Source organism: Thermobaculum sp. T2p (assembly GCF_059335935.1).
This window is the reverse complement of record NZ_JANZYQ010000018.1, coordinates 1-13,773: the sequence shown is the minus strand read 5'-3', so window position 1 is coordinate 13,773 and position 13,773 is coordinate 1. Positions and strand designations below refer to the sequence as shown.

At 61.4% G+C, this 13,773-nt stretch carries 19 protein-coding genes; 9 read left to right on the top strand and 10 right to left on the bottom strand.

Annotated elements, in window-relative coordinates:
- Positions 1-170: 170 nt before the first annotated feature.
- Together mgtE and N2245_RS08755 are read left to right on the top strand one after the other, a co-directional pair.
- Entirely contained in the window at positions 171-1,532 is a 1,362-nt protein-coding gene (gene mgtE / locus N2245_RS08760; RefSeq protein WP_494536355.1) for a magnesium transporter, read from the top strand.
- 59 nt (positions 1,533-1,591) lie between these two features.
- The gene (locus tag N2245_RS08755) at positions 1,592-1,816 is read left to right on the top strand and encodes a hypothetical protein (protein WP_494536354.1); all 225 of its coding nucleotides are present in this window, start codon (positions 1,592-1,594) and stop codon (positions 1,814-1,816) included.
- Here N2245_RS08755 and N2245_RS08750 read toward each other — a convergent pair.
- Entirely contained in the window at positions 1,813-2,775 is a 963-nt protein-coding gene (locus N2245_RS08750) for a helix-turn-helix transcriptional regulator (RefSeq protein ID WP_494536353.1), read from the bottom strand. The genes N2245_RS08755 and N2245_RS08750 overlap by 4 nt on opposite strands.
- 119 nt (positions 2,776-2,894) lie before the next feature.
- Here N2245_RS08750 and N2245_RS08745 point away from each other — a divergent pair, with 119 nt between their 5' ends.
- Complete coding sequence (locus N2245_RS08745) at positions 2,895-3,401, top strand: pyridoxamine 5'-phosphate oxidase family protein (RefSeq protein ID WP_494536352.1); 507 nt, start codon at positions 2,895-2,897, stop codon at positions 3,399-3,401.
- On the opposite strand, the gene N2245_RS08740 is transcribed toward N2245_RS08745, so the two are convergent.
- Positions 3,402-4,442 carry a methyltransferase gene (locus tag N2245_RS08740; RefSeq protein WP_494536351.1) on the bottom strand — a complete coding sequence of 347 codons (1,041 nt, stop codon included), beginning with the start codon at positions 4,440-4,442 and terminating at the stop codon, positions 3,402-3,404.
- A 132-nt stretch (positions 4,443-4,574) separates the two neighbouring features.
- Here N2245_RS08740 and N2245_RS08735 point away from each other — a divergent pair, with 132 nt between their 5' ends.
- From N2245_RS08735 to N2245_RS08720, 4 genes are all read left to right on the top strand, one after another.
- On the top strand, positions 4,575-4,811 hold the full coding sequence (locus N2245_RS08735; protein WP_494536350.1) for a DUF5654 family protein: 237 nt from the start codon (positions 4,575-4,577) through the stop codon (positions 4,809-4,811).
- Positions 4,812-4,912: 101 nt separating this feature from the next.
- The gene (locus N2245_RS08730; RefSeq protein WP_012876094.1) at positions 4,913-5,149 is read left to right on the top strand and encodes a hypothetical protein; all 237 of its coding nucleotides are present in this window, start codon (positions 4,913-4,915) and stop codon (positions 5,147-5,149) included.
- Positions 5,150-5,171: 22 nt separating this feature from the next.
- Positions 5,172-5,648, top strand: a complete 477-nt coding sequence (locus N2245_RS08725; RefSeq protein WP_494536349.1) for a hypothetical protein — start codon at positions 5,172-5,174, stop codon at positions 5,646-5,648.
- Between the two features lie 68 nt (positions 5,649-5,716).
- Positions 5,717-6,562, top strand: a complete 846-nt coding sequence (locus N2245_RS08720; protein ID WP_494536348.1) for an oxygenase MpaB family protein — start codon at positions 5,717-5,719, stop codon at positions 6,560-6,562.
- Between the two features lie 5 nt (positions 6,563-6,567).
- On the opposite strand, the gene N2245_RS08715 is transcribed toward N2245_RS08720, so the two are convergent.
- The 5 genes from N2245_RS08715 to N2245_RS08695 form a co-directional block, all read right to left on the bottom strand.
- Positions 6,568-7,854 (bottom strand): hypothetical protein, encoded by a 1,287-nt coding sequence (locus N2245_RS08715; protein ID WP_494536347.1) that lies wholly within the window; start codon positions 7,852-7,854, stop codon positions 6,568-6,570.
- Positions 7,855-7,942: 88 nt separating this feature from the next.
- On the bottom strand, positions 7,943-8,266 hold the full coding sequence (locus N2245_RS08710) for a cupin domain-containing protein (protein WP_494536346.1): 324 nt from the start codon (positions 8,264-8,266) through the stop codon (positions 7,943-7,945).
- A 21-nt stretch (positions 8,267-8,287) separates the two neighbouring features.
- Positions 8,288-8,782, bottom strand: a complete 495-nt coding sequence (locus tag N2245_RS08705; RefSeq protein ID WP_494536345.1) for a CopD family protein — start codon at positions 8,780-8,782, stop codon at positions 8,288-8,290.
- Between the two features lie 15 nt (positions 8,783-8,797).
- Positions 8,798-9,049 carry a DUF2249 domain-containing protein gene (locus N2245_RS08700; protein WP_494536344.1) on the bottom strand — a complete coding sequence of 84 codons (252 nt, stop codon included), beginning with the start codon at positions 9,047-9,049 and terminating at the stop codon, positions 8,798-8,800.
- A 5-nt stretch (positions 9,050-9,054) separates the two neighbouring features.
- Positions 9,055-9,924 carry a hypothetical protein gene (locus N2245_RS08695; RefSeq protein WP_494536343.1) on the bottom strand — a complete coding sequence of 290 codons (870 nt, stop codon included), beginning with the start codon at positions 9,922-9,924 and terminating at the stop codon, positions 9,055-9,057.
- On the opposite strand from N2245_RS08695, the gene N2245_RS08690 reads away from it, so the two are divergent.
- A complete protein-coding gene (locus N2245_RS08690; RefSeq protein ID WP_494536342.1) occupies positions 9,916-10,428 on the top strand; it encodes a hypothetical protein in 513 nt (170 codons plus the stop codon). The genes N2245_RS08695 and N2245_RS08690 overlap by 9 nt on opposite strands.
- Here the strand turns inward: N2245_RS08690 and N2245_RS08685 are convergent.
- From N2245_RS08685 to N2245_RS08675, 3 genes are read right to left on the bottom strand one after another with little or no spacing between them, the layout of a single operon-like run.
- Positions 10,356-11,186, bottom strand: a complete 831-nt coding sequence (locus tag N2245_RS08685) for a DUF2249 domain-containing protein (protein ID WP_494536341.1) — start codon at positions 11,184-11,186, stop codon at positions 10,356-10,358. The two genes, N2245_RS08690 and N2245_RS08685, sit on opposite strands and share 73 nt — an antisense overlap.
- The gene (locus N2245_RS08680; RefSeq protein WP_494536340.1) at positions 11,177-11,500 is read right to left on the bottom strand and encodes a metal-sulfur cluster assembly factor; all 324 of its coding nucleotides are present in this window, start codon (positions 11,498-11,500) and stop codon (positions 11,177-11,179) included. The genes N2245_RS08685 and N2245_RS08680 overlap by 10 nt, the downstream gene beginning before the upstream one ends.
- Positions 11,501-11,504: 4 nt before the next feature.
- Positions 11,505-11,756, bottom strand: coding sequence for a 4Fe-4S dicluster domain-containing protein (locus tag N2245_RS08675; RefSeq protein ID WP_012876082.1), 252 nt, complete (start codon positions 11,754-11,756; stop codon positions 11,505-11,507).
- A gap of 258 nt (positions 11,757-12,014) precedes the next feature.
- Between N2245_RS08675 and nirK the strand changes: the two genes are divergently transcribed.
- Entirely contained in the window at positions 12,015-13,625 is a 1,611-nt protein-coding gene (gene nirK, locus N2245_RS08670; protein WP_494536339.1) for a copper-containing nitrite reductase, read from the top strand.
- Positions 13,626-13,773 lie beyond the last annotated feature (148 nt).

Here is a 13,773-nt window from a genome sequence, read left to right as displayed (position 1 = left end):
TTCATGTCTGATTCGGACAGTAGTCCCCGTACTAAGCGGCCCTACCACACGGCGCGATCGGGCCCTGACCTGTAGCTGAGTCTCTCACCTCGCAGGCGTTGACAGGCCCCGCGTCGTGTGGCGCGGGGCTTTTTGGTGTCACAAGAGAATAACGCCCAGGGAGGTGAGAGATGGAGACCCAGCTTTTTGATGTACAGGCAATACGTGCCAACCTGCACGACGCAATAGCCGCGCGCGATCGTGAGCATACCCATGTGTTCCTCCAGCAGCTACCGCCCGAGGAGGTGGCGCAGCTGCTGGAGAGTATGCCCTCGGAGGAGCTTGCACAGCTACTGCAGCTGATCACAGACGAGGAGTTGGCGGACCTGCTGGAGAAGATGGACGCCGCCACAGCCGCGCATATCGTCCGCAAGCTCTCCTATGCCCGTGCTGCGGACATCTTTGAGGAGATGGCCCCCGACAACGCCACCGATATCGCCGGCGAGCTGGAACCCGAGGAGGCCGAGGCGATCCTCGTGGAGATGCAGCCGGCAGAGGCCGATGACATCCGCGACCTGCTGTCTTACCCACCCGACACGGCGGGAGGCCGGATGACACCCGAGTTCGTCGCCATATCCCCCAACCTGACGGTCGATGAGGCGCTAGTGGCGCTGCGCAAGGTCGCATCCGAGGCCGAGACGATCTACTACGTCTACGTTGTGGACGACCACGACCGCCTGATAGGGGTGCTCAACCTGCGCGACCTGGTGGTGTCACCTCCTGGGAGGTCCGTGGGGGAGATCATGATCCGGGAGCCTATAAAGGTCAGGGCTTCCGAGGATCAGGAGACAGCGGCCAGGCTGCTGGGCGAGTACAACCTCTTGGCTATCCCCGTGGTGGACGACGATGACCGTCTGCTGGGCATCATCACCGTGGACGACGCCGCCGACATCCTAGAGCAGGAGTTCAGCGAGGACTACCTCAAGATGGCCGGTACCGACGCGGAGGCTATGGAGAGGCGTACCCCTGCCCAGGTGGCCATGATCCGCCTGCCTTGGCTGCTGGGCACGATGACGATCGAGCTGCTGGCGGGGCTGGTGATCTCCCGCTTCGACCACGTGCTCCAGCAGGTGATCCTGCTGGCCTCCTTCATGCCGGTGATCTCGGCGGTATCAGGCAATGTAGGGCTGCAGGCAGCGGCAATAGTCGTGCGTGGGCTGGACACAGGGCACGTCAGCCTGCGGAACTGGGGGCGGCAAGTGTTCAAGGAGCTGTCGGCATCCCTGCTCATGGCGATCAGCTGCGGTCTTGTGCTGGGCACCATCGGGGCGGTCTGGTCCCGTCATCTGCCGTTCGGGATAGTGATCGGGGGAGCAATGATCTGTTCCATGCTCACCGCGGGCTTCATGGGCACCATGATGCCTATGATCTCCAAGAGGTTAGGGTTCGACCCGGCCACCACCGCTGGGCCATTTGAGACCGCCTTCCAGGACGTTATAGGCTTCGGGGTGTTTCTGTGGCTGGCCTCTATTCTCATTCACTGGCTCAGCTGAGCCCTTGGCACGGAGGCTGCTATGGAGCATTCAGCACAGCTTGGAGGGACGAAGCATATATGGAACCACCCGAAGACGAGATCGAGGAGCGCCGCGTGGTGCGGCGCAGGTACGTGGGCGGTGACCCAGTTATGTCGATCATAATGCTGATCGTGTTGGTCGTCATCGTGCTCCTGCTGCTGGACATCCTGGGGGTGATCAACGTGATTCCCGGCATAGGCCCGGGCGGAGGGAGCAACCCGTTGCCCGCCAGCACACCAGCGGTGGGAGGCTGGCGACCCTAGCACCGATCACTCGCATACAGCCGGCACATCCTCGACACAACCTGAGCGACACGTGTCCTAAGCTGCAACGGCTCAATCACCTCGCAATCCTCTCCTAGGCCCAGCACGTAGCACTGGGCCTCTTCCGGCGTCTCCATTACCACCCAGCAGGTGACCCAACCATCCTCAGGGCCCTCCTCACGCTCGAATGTGGCGTAGCGCCATAGAGACTTGGCTAACTCCAGCGCCTCGGCCCTGATCCGCAGCAGGGTAAGATAGCGAGGAAGGCTCTCCTGGAACCGCTTCTGGGAGTCGCGCCAGTACCTAGCAAGATCGAAGCCTGCAGGCCGATCGAAGTGCTCACCGAGCTCCACGCTCGTCATGCGGGAGACCCTATAGGTCCTGACCTCACCTTCCACTGCACCCACCAAGTACCAAGATCCTCCCTTGACCACAAGCCCCAATGGCTGGAGGTATCGCTCGACCTCTTGGCCATCAGCCCTGTGGTACCTTACGCGCACGGAGCATTCCTCCCACACGGCCCTGTAGAGGGTTGGCAGCAGGTCTACGGACTCCTCGCGCGGGCGCCAGCCTACGGGATCGACGTACAGGCGCTCGCGCACCCTATCCAAACTCTCTCTATGTCGGGATTGAAGAGCTATCGCCAGCTTGCTATATGCCGCCTCCAGCTTGCTGCCCAATCCCAGGTCCGATAGTAGCTTAGGGCTGTGCCCCAAGAGCAGCACCTCCAGCTCCTCAGGGCCGATACCTGGGACGTCCAATTCGTACCCCGGTAGGAGGGCCCATCCGCCCCCCGCTCCACGCTGGGCGTAGATCGGCACGCCCGCCATCCCCAGCGCCTCCATGTCCCGATGTATGGTCCTCTCGGAGACCTCTAGCTTATCCGCCAACTCCCTGGCAGTCACCCTGCCACGTCGCCGCAGGATCAGCAGTATGGCCAATAACCTGTCCGCGCGCACTCCTAACCTCCACGCCGTAGTAGGCGATTGTAGCAGAACCAACACAAATATGTCGTTAGGTGTCATATTTTGCTGGTTACAATCGCTGTTGGAATCTTATTAGAGGAGGTACATAGCTTTTGGACGGTACGGCAAGCAACACATCATTCCCCAGGGCCAGCAGGCCATACATCCCAGGCTACGGCGTGCCCGACTCGGAGGAGGGCATGCTCCCCTGGGAGCACGTGACCAGCAAGCTCACGAGCGCCAAGAACTACTGGGTGTGCACCGCTAGCAAGGACTGCAGGCCACACTGCACCCCCATCTGGGGCACCTACCTGGACGGAACGCTATACTTGGAGGGCAGCTCCCGCACCCGGCGCGGGAGGGACATAGCGCAGAACCCGCACGTGGTGGTGCACCTGGAGAGCGGGGACGACGTGGTGATCCTGGAGGGCGTCGCCGAAGAGATAGTACCCGACAGCGACTTGGCCCAGAAGCTGGCCGAGGCCATAGGGAGCAAGTACGAGGGCTACCAACCCGAACCCGAGCAATGGAGCGAGGGAGGGCTGTACAAGGTAAGCCCGAGGGTCGTGTTTGCCTGGAAGCAGTTTCCTGTAGATGCGACCAAATGGACCTTCGAATAGCTAGAGAGGCTTCCTGGCCGCCTGTATGCCAAACCCGGGCATGGTGATGAGCTTCCTGTACCTCTGGGGAGCCAGCCCCGCATCCCTCTGCCAGCTGATGACGCTCTCCAGGGGCCAAGCACCCGAGAGGCTGGTGGCTGCAAAGTAGAGATCCGCCAGAGCTTCGAGCTGTCCACGCCCGCCAGGGGTGCAGAACGTGTCCACAATCGCGAGGTATCCACCTGGCCTCAGAGCACGAGCGCACCTCTGAAATAGGTCGCGATTGATGCCCTCGTCGAAGTGGTGTATTAGGTTAGCTATGAGCACCAGATCGTAGGCCTCGGCCCCCATATCGTAGTAGCGAGCATCACCGACGACGTGCACCACTCGCTTGCCCATACCCTCCTGCGCCAGCAGCGGCCTCGAGGCCTCCACGGCTCCCGGCAGGTCTAGCACCTCGGCGTGCAACCCCGGATAGCGTCTGCAGAGCGCGACCGATAGCAGCCCGTGGGCCCCGCCCACGTCGAGCATGCGGCGTGGGTACTTGGGCACAGGCACCCTGCGAGACACCTCAGGAGCTGACAGCCTGGCCAGCGAGCGCATGCCCCTCTGGTACAGCTCCCAGCCTTCGGGTGTCATCTCCTCGTGCATCCGCACGGGATTGCCGGTGCGCACGTACTCCTCGGCACGCTCTATGTACTCCCACTCTAGGTATCGAAACAGCATGCTGTCGTGGAGCGACGAGGGGCTATCCCTCAGGAGCCACCTCCTGGAGAGGCGCGTCAGGGTGTATAGCTCACCGCGCCTGCGCAGATAACCGGAGGCCACGAGCACCTCCAGCACCCTCCGCGTGCCCTCCTCCGTCAGCCCGCAGGCTCGGGCTACCTCGGCCGCGGGCAGGGATGCACCAGCTAACGCCTCGAAGATCCCCATCTTGGTGGCGCCCATAAGCACCCTGCCAAGCCCCACGGCGTGCAAGGTCTGCAGGAACGGCACGGGCACCAGGCCCAATCTCAGCGCCAGCCGCTCCAGTAGGTTGTCCGCTATCACACCTAGCCGCATGTTGCCTCCCCACAAGGTCTCCCGAGATTGTACATCAAAGTCGATCAGCAGGAGCCGGTCCATCCAGATGGATGATATAATTGGGCTCCAAGAGCTTGTTGCCTTATGTCAATACATGTGAGGAGGTGCATCATGAGCAAGCAGGTTCTCAGGACCATCATCGAGCTGGCGACCGCCGCCTTCGGCTTAGTGGCCGCGCTTGCGTGGAACGCGGCGATCCAGGCGTTGTTCGAGGCGATACTGCCACAGGCGGGCGACGTGGTAGCCAAGTTTGCCTACGCCGTCGTGGTGACTATCATCGCCGTGGTGGTCATCATGAGGCTTGGTAGGTTAGCGGAGCGCATGGGGCTGGGAGAGGACCGATCCTAGGCAAATTCTCCAAATTAAAAGCCTCAAGGGGCTTGCACTGCAGGACGATAGAGTTATAATTCGGTTAGAAGGTCCGGTCGTTAGCAGAAGGGAGGATCATTATGGCAAGACTCATCATAGCCAACCGGAGAGGACACCAGGTACTTGAGTGGGATCCCGCCACCGACACCGAGGAGGTGAAGGCCGTGATCGCTGAGGCCGAGAGGATCATCCGCGAGGCCCGCGAGCAGGGCTGCAAGATCTCCCGTAAGGTGGGCGATCATCACGAACTATACGACGGACCGTTTGACCCCAACGTGGAGGAGTACCAGATCATAGCCCCGATCGCCGGTGGCTGATGCCCCTCGCAGAGGGTCGGACATGTGGGCCTTTATCAGGAGGCTTCTAGGGCTTGCAGAGCCCCAACAGGAGCTGTCGGGTGACATTGAGCTACCTTGGCGCCGGCGTTGGCACCAGACATTAAAGCGCAGCGCCGGCCCAGACTTCACTCGGCAGGACTACCGACTGGCGCGAGAGCGTGCCCGTGAGGTTGCTCGCGTCACTTTGGGTGAGGAACTCTGGCAGCAGCTCGAGAGGCAGGGGTATCTGGACGTACCCTCCAAGCGCTTTCCCGGCGTGACGTACAGGCTAAGGGTCGGCCTGCGTATCGAGGTGATATGCGCCCCGGGGGTGGAGTGCCCTTGGCCGTTCCCCTACCTGTGCATCAACCCTAAGTATCCTCTGCCCGAGCTGGAGTTCTTCGCCCACCTCTACCTTTACGTCCGCGACAGGGAGGACGAAATCATAAGAGTGGCAGCTCCCCAGCCCTGGAACCAGGTGCTCGGTCGCACCTTCTAAGATCACGGGGAACAATAAGTCTCCTACCTCAAGTCTAATCTGCGGACAAACCTTACGGGAGGGAGGAGATGTCGCAGTTACCGGCCTTGGACGAAGTTGGTCCCGGCAGCGTGACATGGAAGATCCACCGAGAGAGGCTTTTGATCCTGGGATGGGGCAGAGCGGTGCTCATGCAGGTAGCCCATCCCAAGATAGCCGAGGCTGTGTATGCGCACTCGTACTTCAGCCACAGCGGCCAAGCCTACATTAAGAGGCTGAGGGGCACGATAGGTGCCATGCTCTCTATGACCTTCGATCCCCCCGAGAAGGCACTGGCTACGATCCAGCACATCAACAAAATCCACGAGCGCGTGCAGGGCGAGATGTCCGCCAACTGCTCCCCCTACAGCAAACACACCCCCTACAGTGCCCTAGAACCTAAACTGCTGCTATGGGTCTATCTCACCCTATTGGACACGCATATCCGTACGTACGAGATGCTCATAGAGCCCCTCACTGATCAGGAAAGGGACACATATGTAAGGGAGAGCCGATTGGGTGGCCAGCTGCTGCTCATACCGCCAGAGATGCTTCCTTACACCTGGGGGGAGGTGCAGGCACTGGTGAAGCACGAGTTACAGGGCCCCGAGGTAAAGGTATGTGAGCACGCTCGCTATATAGCCCAGATGCTAGCTGAGCCACCTTTCATCCAGCCGGTGCGATCGCTATTCGGTCTGTGGAAGGTGATCTCGATCGGCATGCTGCCGGATACCCTAAGGGAGCAGTACAGGTTCGACTGGGGACGCCCCCAATCTGGCGCCTACAACGCCGCCATAAAGATCATCAGGACTACCGTGCCTGTGTTGCCGGATCGCGCCAGGTACTGGCAGAAGTACTTACTGGCCATGAAGAGGCTGCGGGCAGAGGCAGCCTAGCGCCTTCAGTAGCCCTCTGCTCGAGCCATACCCCCTCCGCCAGTACGGGGCATCCGGGGCAGAGAGCGCGCGTCCGCACCCCTGTAGAGCAGGATCGTGGACCGGTAAACGACCCTTTCGCTCTGGCCTCGGCCAACTGAGTAAGCTCCAGACCAGGACTCCTCCAGGCCATCAGCGCTCGGGCTGATCATCTGACCCCTCTTATCAAGTCTCTCGATCTTGCCGGTGACCAAGTCGTACTGCACCTGTCCGCCGTCGTAGGAATGCCAGGAGAGCACCCTTTCACCCATCACCACTGGAGAGCTTGCCAGGCAGCGGTTGTCGTCGACCCCATAAGGGCACTCTATGCGGAGAACGCGGGCTGCTCGACCCAAGGAGATCTGGTAGAGCACCAGATATCCCGGAGATTCTAGGTCGCTCGTCCTGATCCAAGCCACGCGCCCGGCCGCCAGATCTGGATGCCAATCGCGACCAGAGCTAGATATCACCTTCCCTCTGTGGGTGGAGAGGTCGTACAGGTAAACCCTGGCGGTGGCCGAGGGCTTGCCGGTCTCTTGGGCCGTGATGAGGGACCACACCACCAGGTTGCCGTCGATCGCCACCTCGTGCACGTACCTGGGCCAGCGATAGGTGCGCAGGACCCGATCCCGACCACTCCTAAGATCCACGAGATGAACCTCGCTCGTGGGACTCAACGGATCTCCTCGCACAACGCGGTAGATCACCCTGCCAGATGATAGATCAAGCTGGGGCAGAGTCGTCGTGGGGTAACCCGGCAGGCTGGAAGCAGCCAACAGCTTACGCTGGCCTGTGGTGAGATCTAGGGCGTAGATCCATGCCCTGTTGGGCCTAGCTCCTGGGGGAACCTTTGCGGGCACTGGTACGCCGGAGTACCACTTGTAACGCAGACCCTGCTCCTCCGCCAATTGGTACTTGGCGTACACCACCCATCGACCATCCGCCCTCGAAGACAGCACCGGACCTCGGTCCAGATCGTAGGCTCTCTGGCTGCGTAGATCGTACAGCCTTAGGAGCCGGCCTGGACCAAGCAGCAACGCGTGGGCTCCGGACACGTACTCGACACGGCCGTCCAGGGATAGTATGACGTAGTCGCAGGTGGTACGCTTATCATTTAAAATATGCAGCTCGCTCGACGGCAAACTGGCATCGGGCACAACCCCGGGCAGCCTCGAGATATCCACGGGGGGCCTTCCGCCACAAGCATCCGCCATCGCCCTGCCCGCGCCCCAAGGCAGAAGCAGCACAGCCAACAGGAGCAACCACGCCCTCATTCCCGATCTCCTTGTCATACGGAATATGCAAAAGTAATGCATATTCTATGCATGGCATGACGCCGTGTCAATATCTCTGGATGAGCTTCTAGGTGAAGATGGTCAGCAGAAATGCACCTCCGGTCCCGGACCCGACCGCGTGGGGTTCGCCAGCGCGCAGCGCCACCACCTCCCCCTCAGCAAGTCGCCAGGCGGTCTCCTCCCCCCGCACCGTGATGTCCCCCTCCAGGACATGGATCGTGATGTCTCCAGGCGCTATGTGGCGGGGGATGTCTCCCCCGGGCGACAGCACGGCGAGCACCAGCCGCATGCTGCCATGCCTATGGATCACCTCCATCACGTAGCCCTTTTCCTCCAGATCCCGATGGGATCGCAGCGTGCGCACCTGCTCCCTCAAGTTGAAGCACCTCATAGTCATGCCTCCAAATCAACTCTATGGTAATCCCCTGACCAGCAGCACGGCCACAGCCAACACGGCCAACGCTACCAGCCCCATCACCTGGGCGGCGATCGACGAGAGTCGCCTGTAGCGGGCCGCCCGGGCCACGTCCTCCCTGGAGACGTCCTTGCGACGCATCGTCCTTCCCGCAGACACCAGCAGCAGGTCGTGCGTCAGCGACAGCACGATCATCGTGCCCACCAGCAGGACCTTAGCCACGAACAGTCTGCCCCAGCTGCTCTCCCAGAGCTCGCCGGTGAGTAGCAGCCGAGGCACGCCCCGCAGGTAGGCTATGACTAGTCCTGTAGCCACCCCCAGGGCAAGGGCTGCCCACCCCACCACTCGGAACTTGCGCCCCACGGCGGAGATCACCTCTGTGCGCTGGGGCATCCCCCTGGTTGCCGGCACCAGCACCAGGGGGATGAACACCACCCCTCCTATCCACACCACTGCCGAGAGGATGTGCACGAACACCAGCAGCTGGTACACACAGCCACCCCCACGCTACCGAGCGCGCGTAATTAGCACCCGCCAGAGCTCGGGTCCCTGCTCGAGATACTCCCAGTCAAACAGCCCCTGCTTCTCGGCCATAAGCTGGTAATAGAGCGGCTTGGGGTCGTGATCCACCATGATCAGCAACCGCTGCCCTGCATCTAGGCCATCAAGCGTCTCGAATATCAACCTGTGCCTGTCGCGGGGCTCGATCTCCCGCACATCGATGGTCATCTCGGGCGCAATGTCTCTCTCCAGACTCATTTAGGTCACCTCCTATGTAACATACTTCTACCATCTCCCAGGGGAGCCACTCGCTTGAGCGCATGGCTCCCTATAGAGACCGCGTTGATCAGGAAACAGTCCACACCCAGCATCATCAGCAGGCCCGGCAGCCCCGTGACCGGCCAGCCTTCCAGCAAGACCAAACTGGCCGCTAGCAACCCCACTGTCCAGGCTACCCAGCCCGCAACCCCCAGCCTAACGTAGTACATCTCCTCCAGGCGAGGCACTCTGCCGCGACCGGCGAAGGGCGCGTAGCGATGCAGCCATACCAGAAAGGTGAGGATCTTGTAGAGGAAGCCTTGGATAGCCGTCTCGGCCATGCCGAAGAGTGTCAGCCACGCCGCCAGCGTCCAGAGCGCGAGAGAGTCTGCGGGTCGGGTGATCCCATAGAACAAGGCTATCGCCGAACCCACCTCGCAGATGGCGGCGGTGAGGGCGTAGGGGATGTGGATGTCGAACCTGCGACGTCGGCGGCCCTGGTAAAGCCACAGCAGGTGAGCCAGAAACAGCAGCGCCCCGAGCAGCAGCAGAAGCGCTCCCACACCCCCCAGCGGGCGGGACCCCAGCAGGGCCGCCGACGCCACGGTCCAGGTCCCAATCTCCATCAGCGCCAGCTCCGCCCACACCAGGCGCGGGACGATGCGATCCTCTGACAAGGTGAACATGCCCACCAGCCGGTAGGCCACGCCCATAAACATCATGGCCACCCAGCCCCCCAGCATCACCGTGGCGTGGGCCGCGAGCATCCGCAGGGTCATCGGCCCCAGGAAGCCCTCCCCCTTGTTCAGGGCTAGGGTGAGCCCCAGCAGGTAGCCTAGGCCACAGTTAGAGGCCGCCAGCAGGATGTGCCACACGATGCCGTCCCGCCTGCCCGCCCGCAGGAATGTGCCCACGATCACCCACACATACATCAGGACGGCCAGCCCAAGCAGCACGGCGCCCGCCGCCAGGAGGACCTCCTCTATCGTGGCCAGCCCCAACGCCAGCAGCAGCGCCCCCGGCAGGTACGTCCAGAACGAGAGCAGCGCCGCCTGCTGGGCGGCCAAGGGTCGACCGAGCACCACAGGCACCAGCTGGAAGTTGGCCCCTATGATCACCGCCCCCACCACCCCCAAGGTGTTGAGGTGGACGAAGGCCAGAACATGCGGGGAGTAGAAGCTCGAACTACCAAGCGCCGGCAGGAACGGCAGGAGGCTTCCACTCAGCAGGAGCACAGCAATCCCGAGAGCCATGTACCTGCCCGGCAGACGCAGGGGAGGGGCCTGCGATGTGGAGACGGGGCCTATCATACCCCACCACCCGCCGGCTTGTGGATCAGTATCTCCACCCGGCCGGACTCGAGCTCGCGCGTCCTGTGAGGGTAGCCCAGCTCGTCCAGCCTTGGGTAGAGGAACATAGGGCGGCGGTGGTGGTGTACCCGCAGAGTGCTGCCCGGCGGCAGCTCCTCCAAGGCCCGCAGGATCTTCACCATGGGCTCCGGAGGCACCAGCTCGCTCACGTCGATGTTCACGACCGCATCCACCTCTTCCCAGTCAGGCTCCCAAGAACCTTCGACAGATGGGCTCTTAGTTGTACCGCTCCTATAGAACAGCACCTCCCAGCGGTCGTCGGCCACCTTACGGGTCCAGTGGTCGAACCCTTTGGGGGCGAGGGCACCGTACAACGGCACGGGCTCGAAGTTGGCTATGAGCTTGAAGCCGCCCTCGACCTCTACCTTGGAGGCCAGCTGCATGATGCGGCTGAAGGGCTCTCCTCCGGCCTGCAGTATTGGGCGGACGTCCAGCTCCTCGATCTGCCTTCCCTCTAGCTTCGACACCCAAGGAGGAGGGGGCGAGGACTCCGCCTCACCCCCTTCGATAGGATGGGAGGAGGGCGACCGGGGGAAGTCGCCTGGGGTAAGTCCAGCGGATGCGTTGAGACGGCGCACCAGGTCATCGGGATCCATGCCCGCTATCCGGGCGGCCTGCTCCACCGTCACCAGGCGGGACTGCACCTTACGAAGCACAGGATTGCGTAGCTTCTCAAAGGCGGGGCTCAGCTCCACCAGCACCTCCAGCAGGTTGGGGTACCTCCCCAACACCTGGCTGATCTTCCAATCCTTGCCTATCAGGTCCATAGCCCCAACTCCCTCCTGCCGGCCTCGGTGATCCTCTCAGGCGACCAGGGCGGATCCCATACCAGTTCGACCTCCACCTTCTCAGCATCGGGCATGATGTACCTCACGGCCTCATCCACCGCCGAGCTGATGGAGTCATGTAGGGGGCAGCCGGGCACCGTGAGCGTCATACGGATGTGCACCGATCTGCCCTCCACGCGCACGCTGTATATCAATCCTAAGTCCACCACGTTGACCCCCAGCTCTGGGTCGTACACGAACCTCAGCGCTTCGATCACGTCATCCTCAGACACGGGTAGAGACAGGCTCTCCATGCGATCAGCTCCCCTTTAGCTGGAAGTACTCGGCGTTGATGCGAATGAAATCCTGCCACTGCTCGGGCACGCTGTCCTCTGGGTAGATGGCGCTTACGGGACACTCGGGCTCACACGCCCCACAGTCTATGCACTCATCGGGGTTAATGTAGTACTGAGGGGCGTCATCATCTGTGTAGATGCAGTCCACCGGGCAGACCTCCACGCAGGAGGCGTCCTTGACCCCTATACACGGGGCAGTGATCACGTAGGGCATTTTCTTTCTCCTTTTCAGTAACCGATCTCTGCACAAGTGTAGTCCGGGCAGACAACATCTTCTTTGCTCCAGCGCAAACTACTGCGCGAATTCGCAGAAACTACCCCAAAGGGTGGGGGTGGCTTCTCCGCTCTCGTACGCGTGGACAGGTTCAGAACTATCCCCCTAGACGACCAGAACCACCCCTGCGGCCGTGTCGGGGAGAGCACCCCCGAAACTATCCTAGGGGTAGAGACCTGGAGAAAGGAGGCGTGAAGAATGATTAACGCCATCAGCAAGAGAACTTGGACTTGGATAAGTATATTAATGGTGCTAGCCTTGTTACTTGCAGCCTGCGGAGCTTCCTACGGCACACCTGTGCCGCAGGTCACGGGCTATAACGAGCAGACAGGTGCACCCCCGACGCCAACGCTAACCCCTTCGCCTTCACCATCACCTTCACTTTCGCCGTCACCTTCGCCCACACCCACCCAAGCAGCTGGTGCCCAGATGGACCACAGCATGCATATGAGTGGGCAGGGCTCAGCCGGCCAGAGCGTTGCTGACCTCCAGCGACTGCCACTGCCCAAGGTAGCACCTCCGGTAGGCAACCGTCCTCCCAAGCTGGTGAAGGTGTACCTGGAGACCAAGGAAGTGCGGGCGCTGATAGATGATAACGTGCCATACACCTTCTGGACTTTCAACGGCACAGTCCCCGGTCCGATGATCAGGGTACGCGTGGGCGACACGGTAGAGATAACCCTCAAGAACTCCATGAACAGCAAGATGTACCACAGCATTGACCTGCACGCCGTTAGTGGCCCCGGTGGCGGCTCAACGGTCACCCAGGTAGGACCTGGGCAGACCGCGGTGTTCAGGTTCAAGGCCCTCAACCCCGGAGTGTACATCTACCACTGCGCGACGCCTCCGGTCCCTGAGCACATAGCCAACGGTATGTACGGCCTGGTAGTGGTAGAACCGCCCGGAGGGCTGCCGAAGGTCGATAGGGAGTTCTACGTGATGCAGGGCGACTTCTACGTCGACAACGGTCAGTTCTCGCTCCAGAAGATGCTCGATGAGAACCCCACCTACGTGGTGTTCAATGGCTCAGTAGGTTCGCTGCAAGGTTCTAGGGCCCTGCAGGCCAAGGTAGGCGACAGGGTCAGGATCTTCTTCGGAGTCGGGGGTCCCAACCTGGCATCGAGCTTCCACGTGATCGGCGAGATATTTGATCGGGTCGCTCCAGAGGGTGCAACTACCTGGGAGAAGAACGTGGGCGTTACCCTGGTGCCGGCGGGAGGCACAGCGATAGTTGAGTTCACCCTCAACGAGCCCGGCGACTACACGCTGGTCGACCACAGCATAGGCAGGACGATGAAGGGCGCGGTGGGCACCATCCACGTCGAGGGCAAGAGCAACCCCGCCATCTTCAAGTCCATCAAGAACCCCAATCCCAACATGAGCGGCGGACACGGAGGCGGCCAGGGCTCGTATGGAAACGAGCAGGGCGCGAGCTCGCAAAAAAGCGTTGCCAGCATCACGGTGAGGGCCTCGGAGTTCAAATTTGAGCCCTCGACGATCAAGGTGCAAGCGGGCAAGGTCACTAAGCTGACCTTCGTCAACGAGGGCGTGGTCGAGCACGACCTGGAGGTGAAGGGACTGAAGGCCGATGAGGTCAAGGTTCTGGAGCAGAGCACTGGCCTATCCCAGCAGCTGGCCTCCCAGCTGCAGCAGAAGACTTCCGAAGGCTTGGTCTATGTGGCCGCAGCTCCCAAGCAGCAAACCACGATAGAATTCAAGGCCTCCCAGACCGGCACCTACCAGATAGCCTGCACGATTCCCGGCCACGAGCAGGCCGGCATGCATGGTGAGCTGGTGGTCTCAAAGTAAACTTCAGAGCGAGGCTGGGCCGCGGCCCAGCCTCGCTTCTTTAATAGGAATAGGAGGCACGGCATGAGGAAACCACAAGGAACAGCGAGGCGAAGAATGCGGGAAAAGATACGATCTTGTCCCCTCCAAAAGGAGCAGGACTCCGACT

Bases quoted from the DNA above. Each gene is read 5' to 3' on its own strand.
- N2245_RS08685 (WP_494536341.1), bottom strand. From the start codon at position 11,186: ATGGACCTGATAGGCAAGGATTGGAAGATCAGCCAGGTGTTGGGGAGG.
- N2245_RS08725 (WP_494536349.1), top strand. From the start codon at position 5,172: ATGTGGGCCTTTATCAGGAGGCTTCTAGGGCTTGCAGAGCCCCAACAG.
- N2245_RS08700 (WP_494536344.1), bottom strand. From the start codon at position 9,049: ATGAGTCTGGAGAGAGACATTGCGCCCGAGATGACCATCGATGTGCGG.
- N2245_RS08710 (WP_494536346.1), bottom strand. From the start codon at position 8,266: ATGAGGTGCTTCAACTTGAGGGAGCAGGTGCGCACGCTGCGATCCCAT.
- N2245_RS08740 (WP_494536351.1), bottom strand. From the start codon at position 4,442: ATGCGGCTAGGTGTGATAGCGGACAACCTACTGGAGCGGCTGGCGCTG.
- N2245_RS08680 (WP_494536340.1), bottom strand. From the start codon at position 11,500: ATGGAGAGCCTGTCTCTACCCGTGTCTGAGGATGACGTGATCGAAGCG.
- nirK (WP_494536339.1), top strand. From the start codon at position 12,015: ATGATTAACGCCATCAGCAAGAGAACTTGGACTTGGATAAGTATATTA.
- N2245_RS08675 (WP_012876082.1), bottom strand. From the start codon at position 11,756: ATGCCCTACGTGATCACTGCCCCGTGTATAGGGGTCAAGGACGCCTCC.
- N2245_RS08755 (WP_494536354.1), top strand. From the start codon at position 1,592: ATGGAACCACCCGAAGACGAGATCGAGGAGCGCCGCGTGGTGCGGCGC.
- N2245_RS08715 (WP_494536347.1), bottom strand. From the start codon at position 7,854: ATGAGGGCGTGGTTGCTCCTGTTGGCTGTGCTGCTTCTGCCTTGGGGC.
- N2245_RS08720 (WP_494536348.1), top strand. From the start codon at position 5,717: ATGTCGCAGTTACCGGCCTTGGACGAAGTTGGTCCCGGCAGCGTGACA.
- N2245_RS08730 (WP_012876094.1), top strand. From the start codon at position 4,913: ATGGCAAGACTCATCATAGCCAACCGGAGAGGACACCAGGTACTTGAG.
- N2245_RS08735 (WP_494536350.1), top strand. From the start codon at position 4,575: ATGAGCAAGCAGGTTCTCAGGACCATCATCGAGCTGGCGACCGCCGCC.
- mgtE (WP_494536355.1), top strand. From the start codon at position 171: ATGGAGACCCAGCTTTTTGATGTACAGGCAATACGTGCCAACCTGCAC.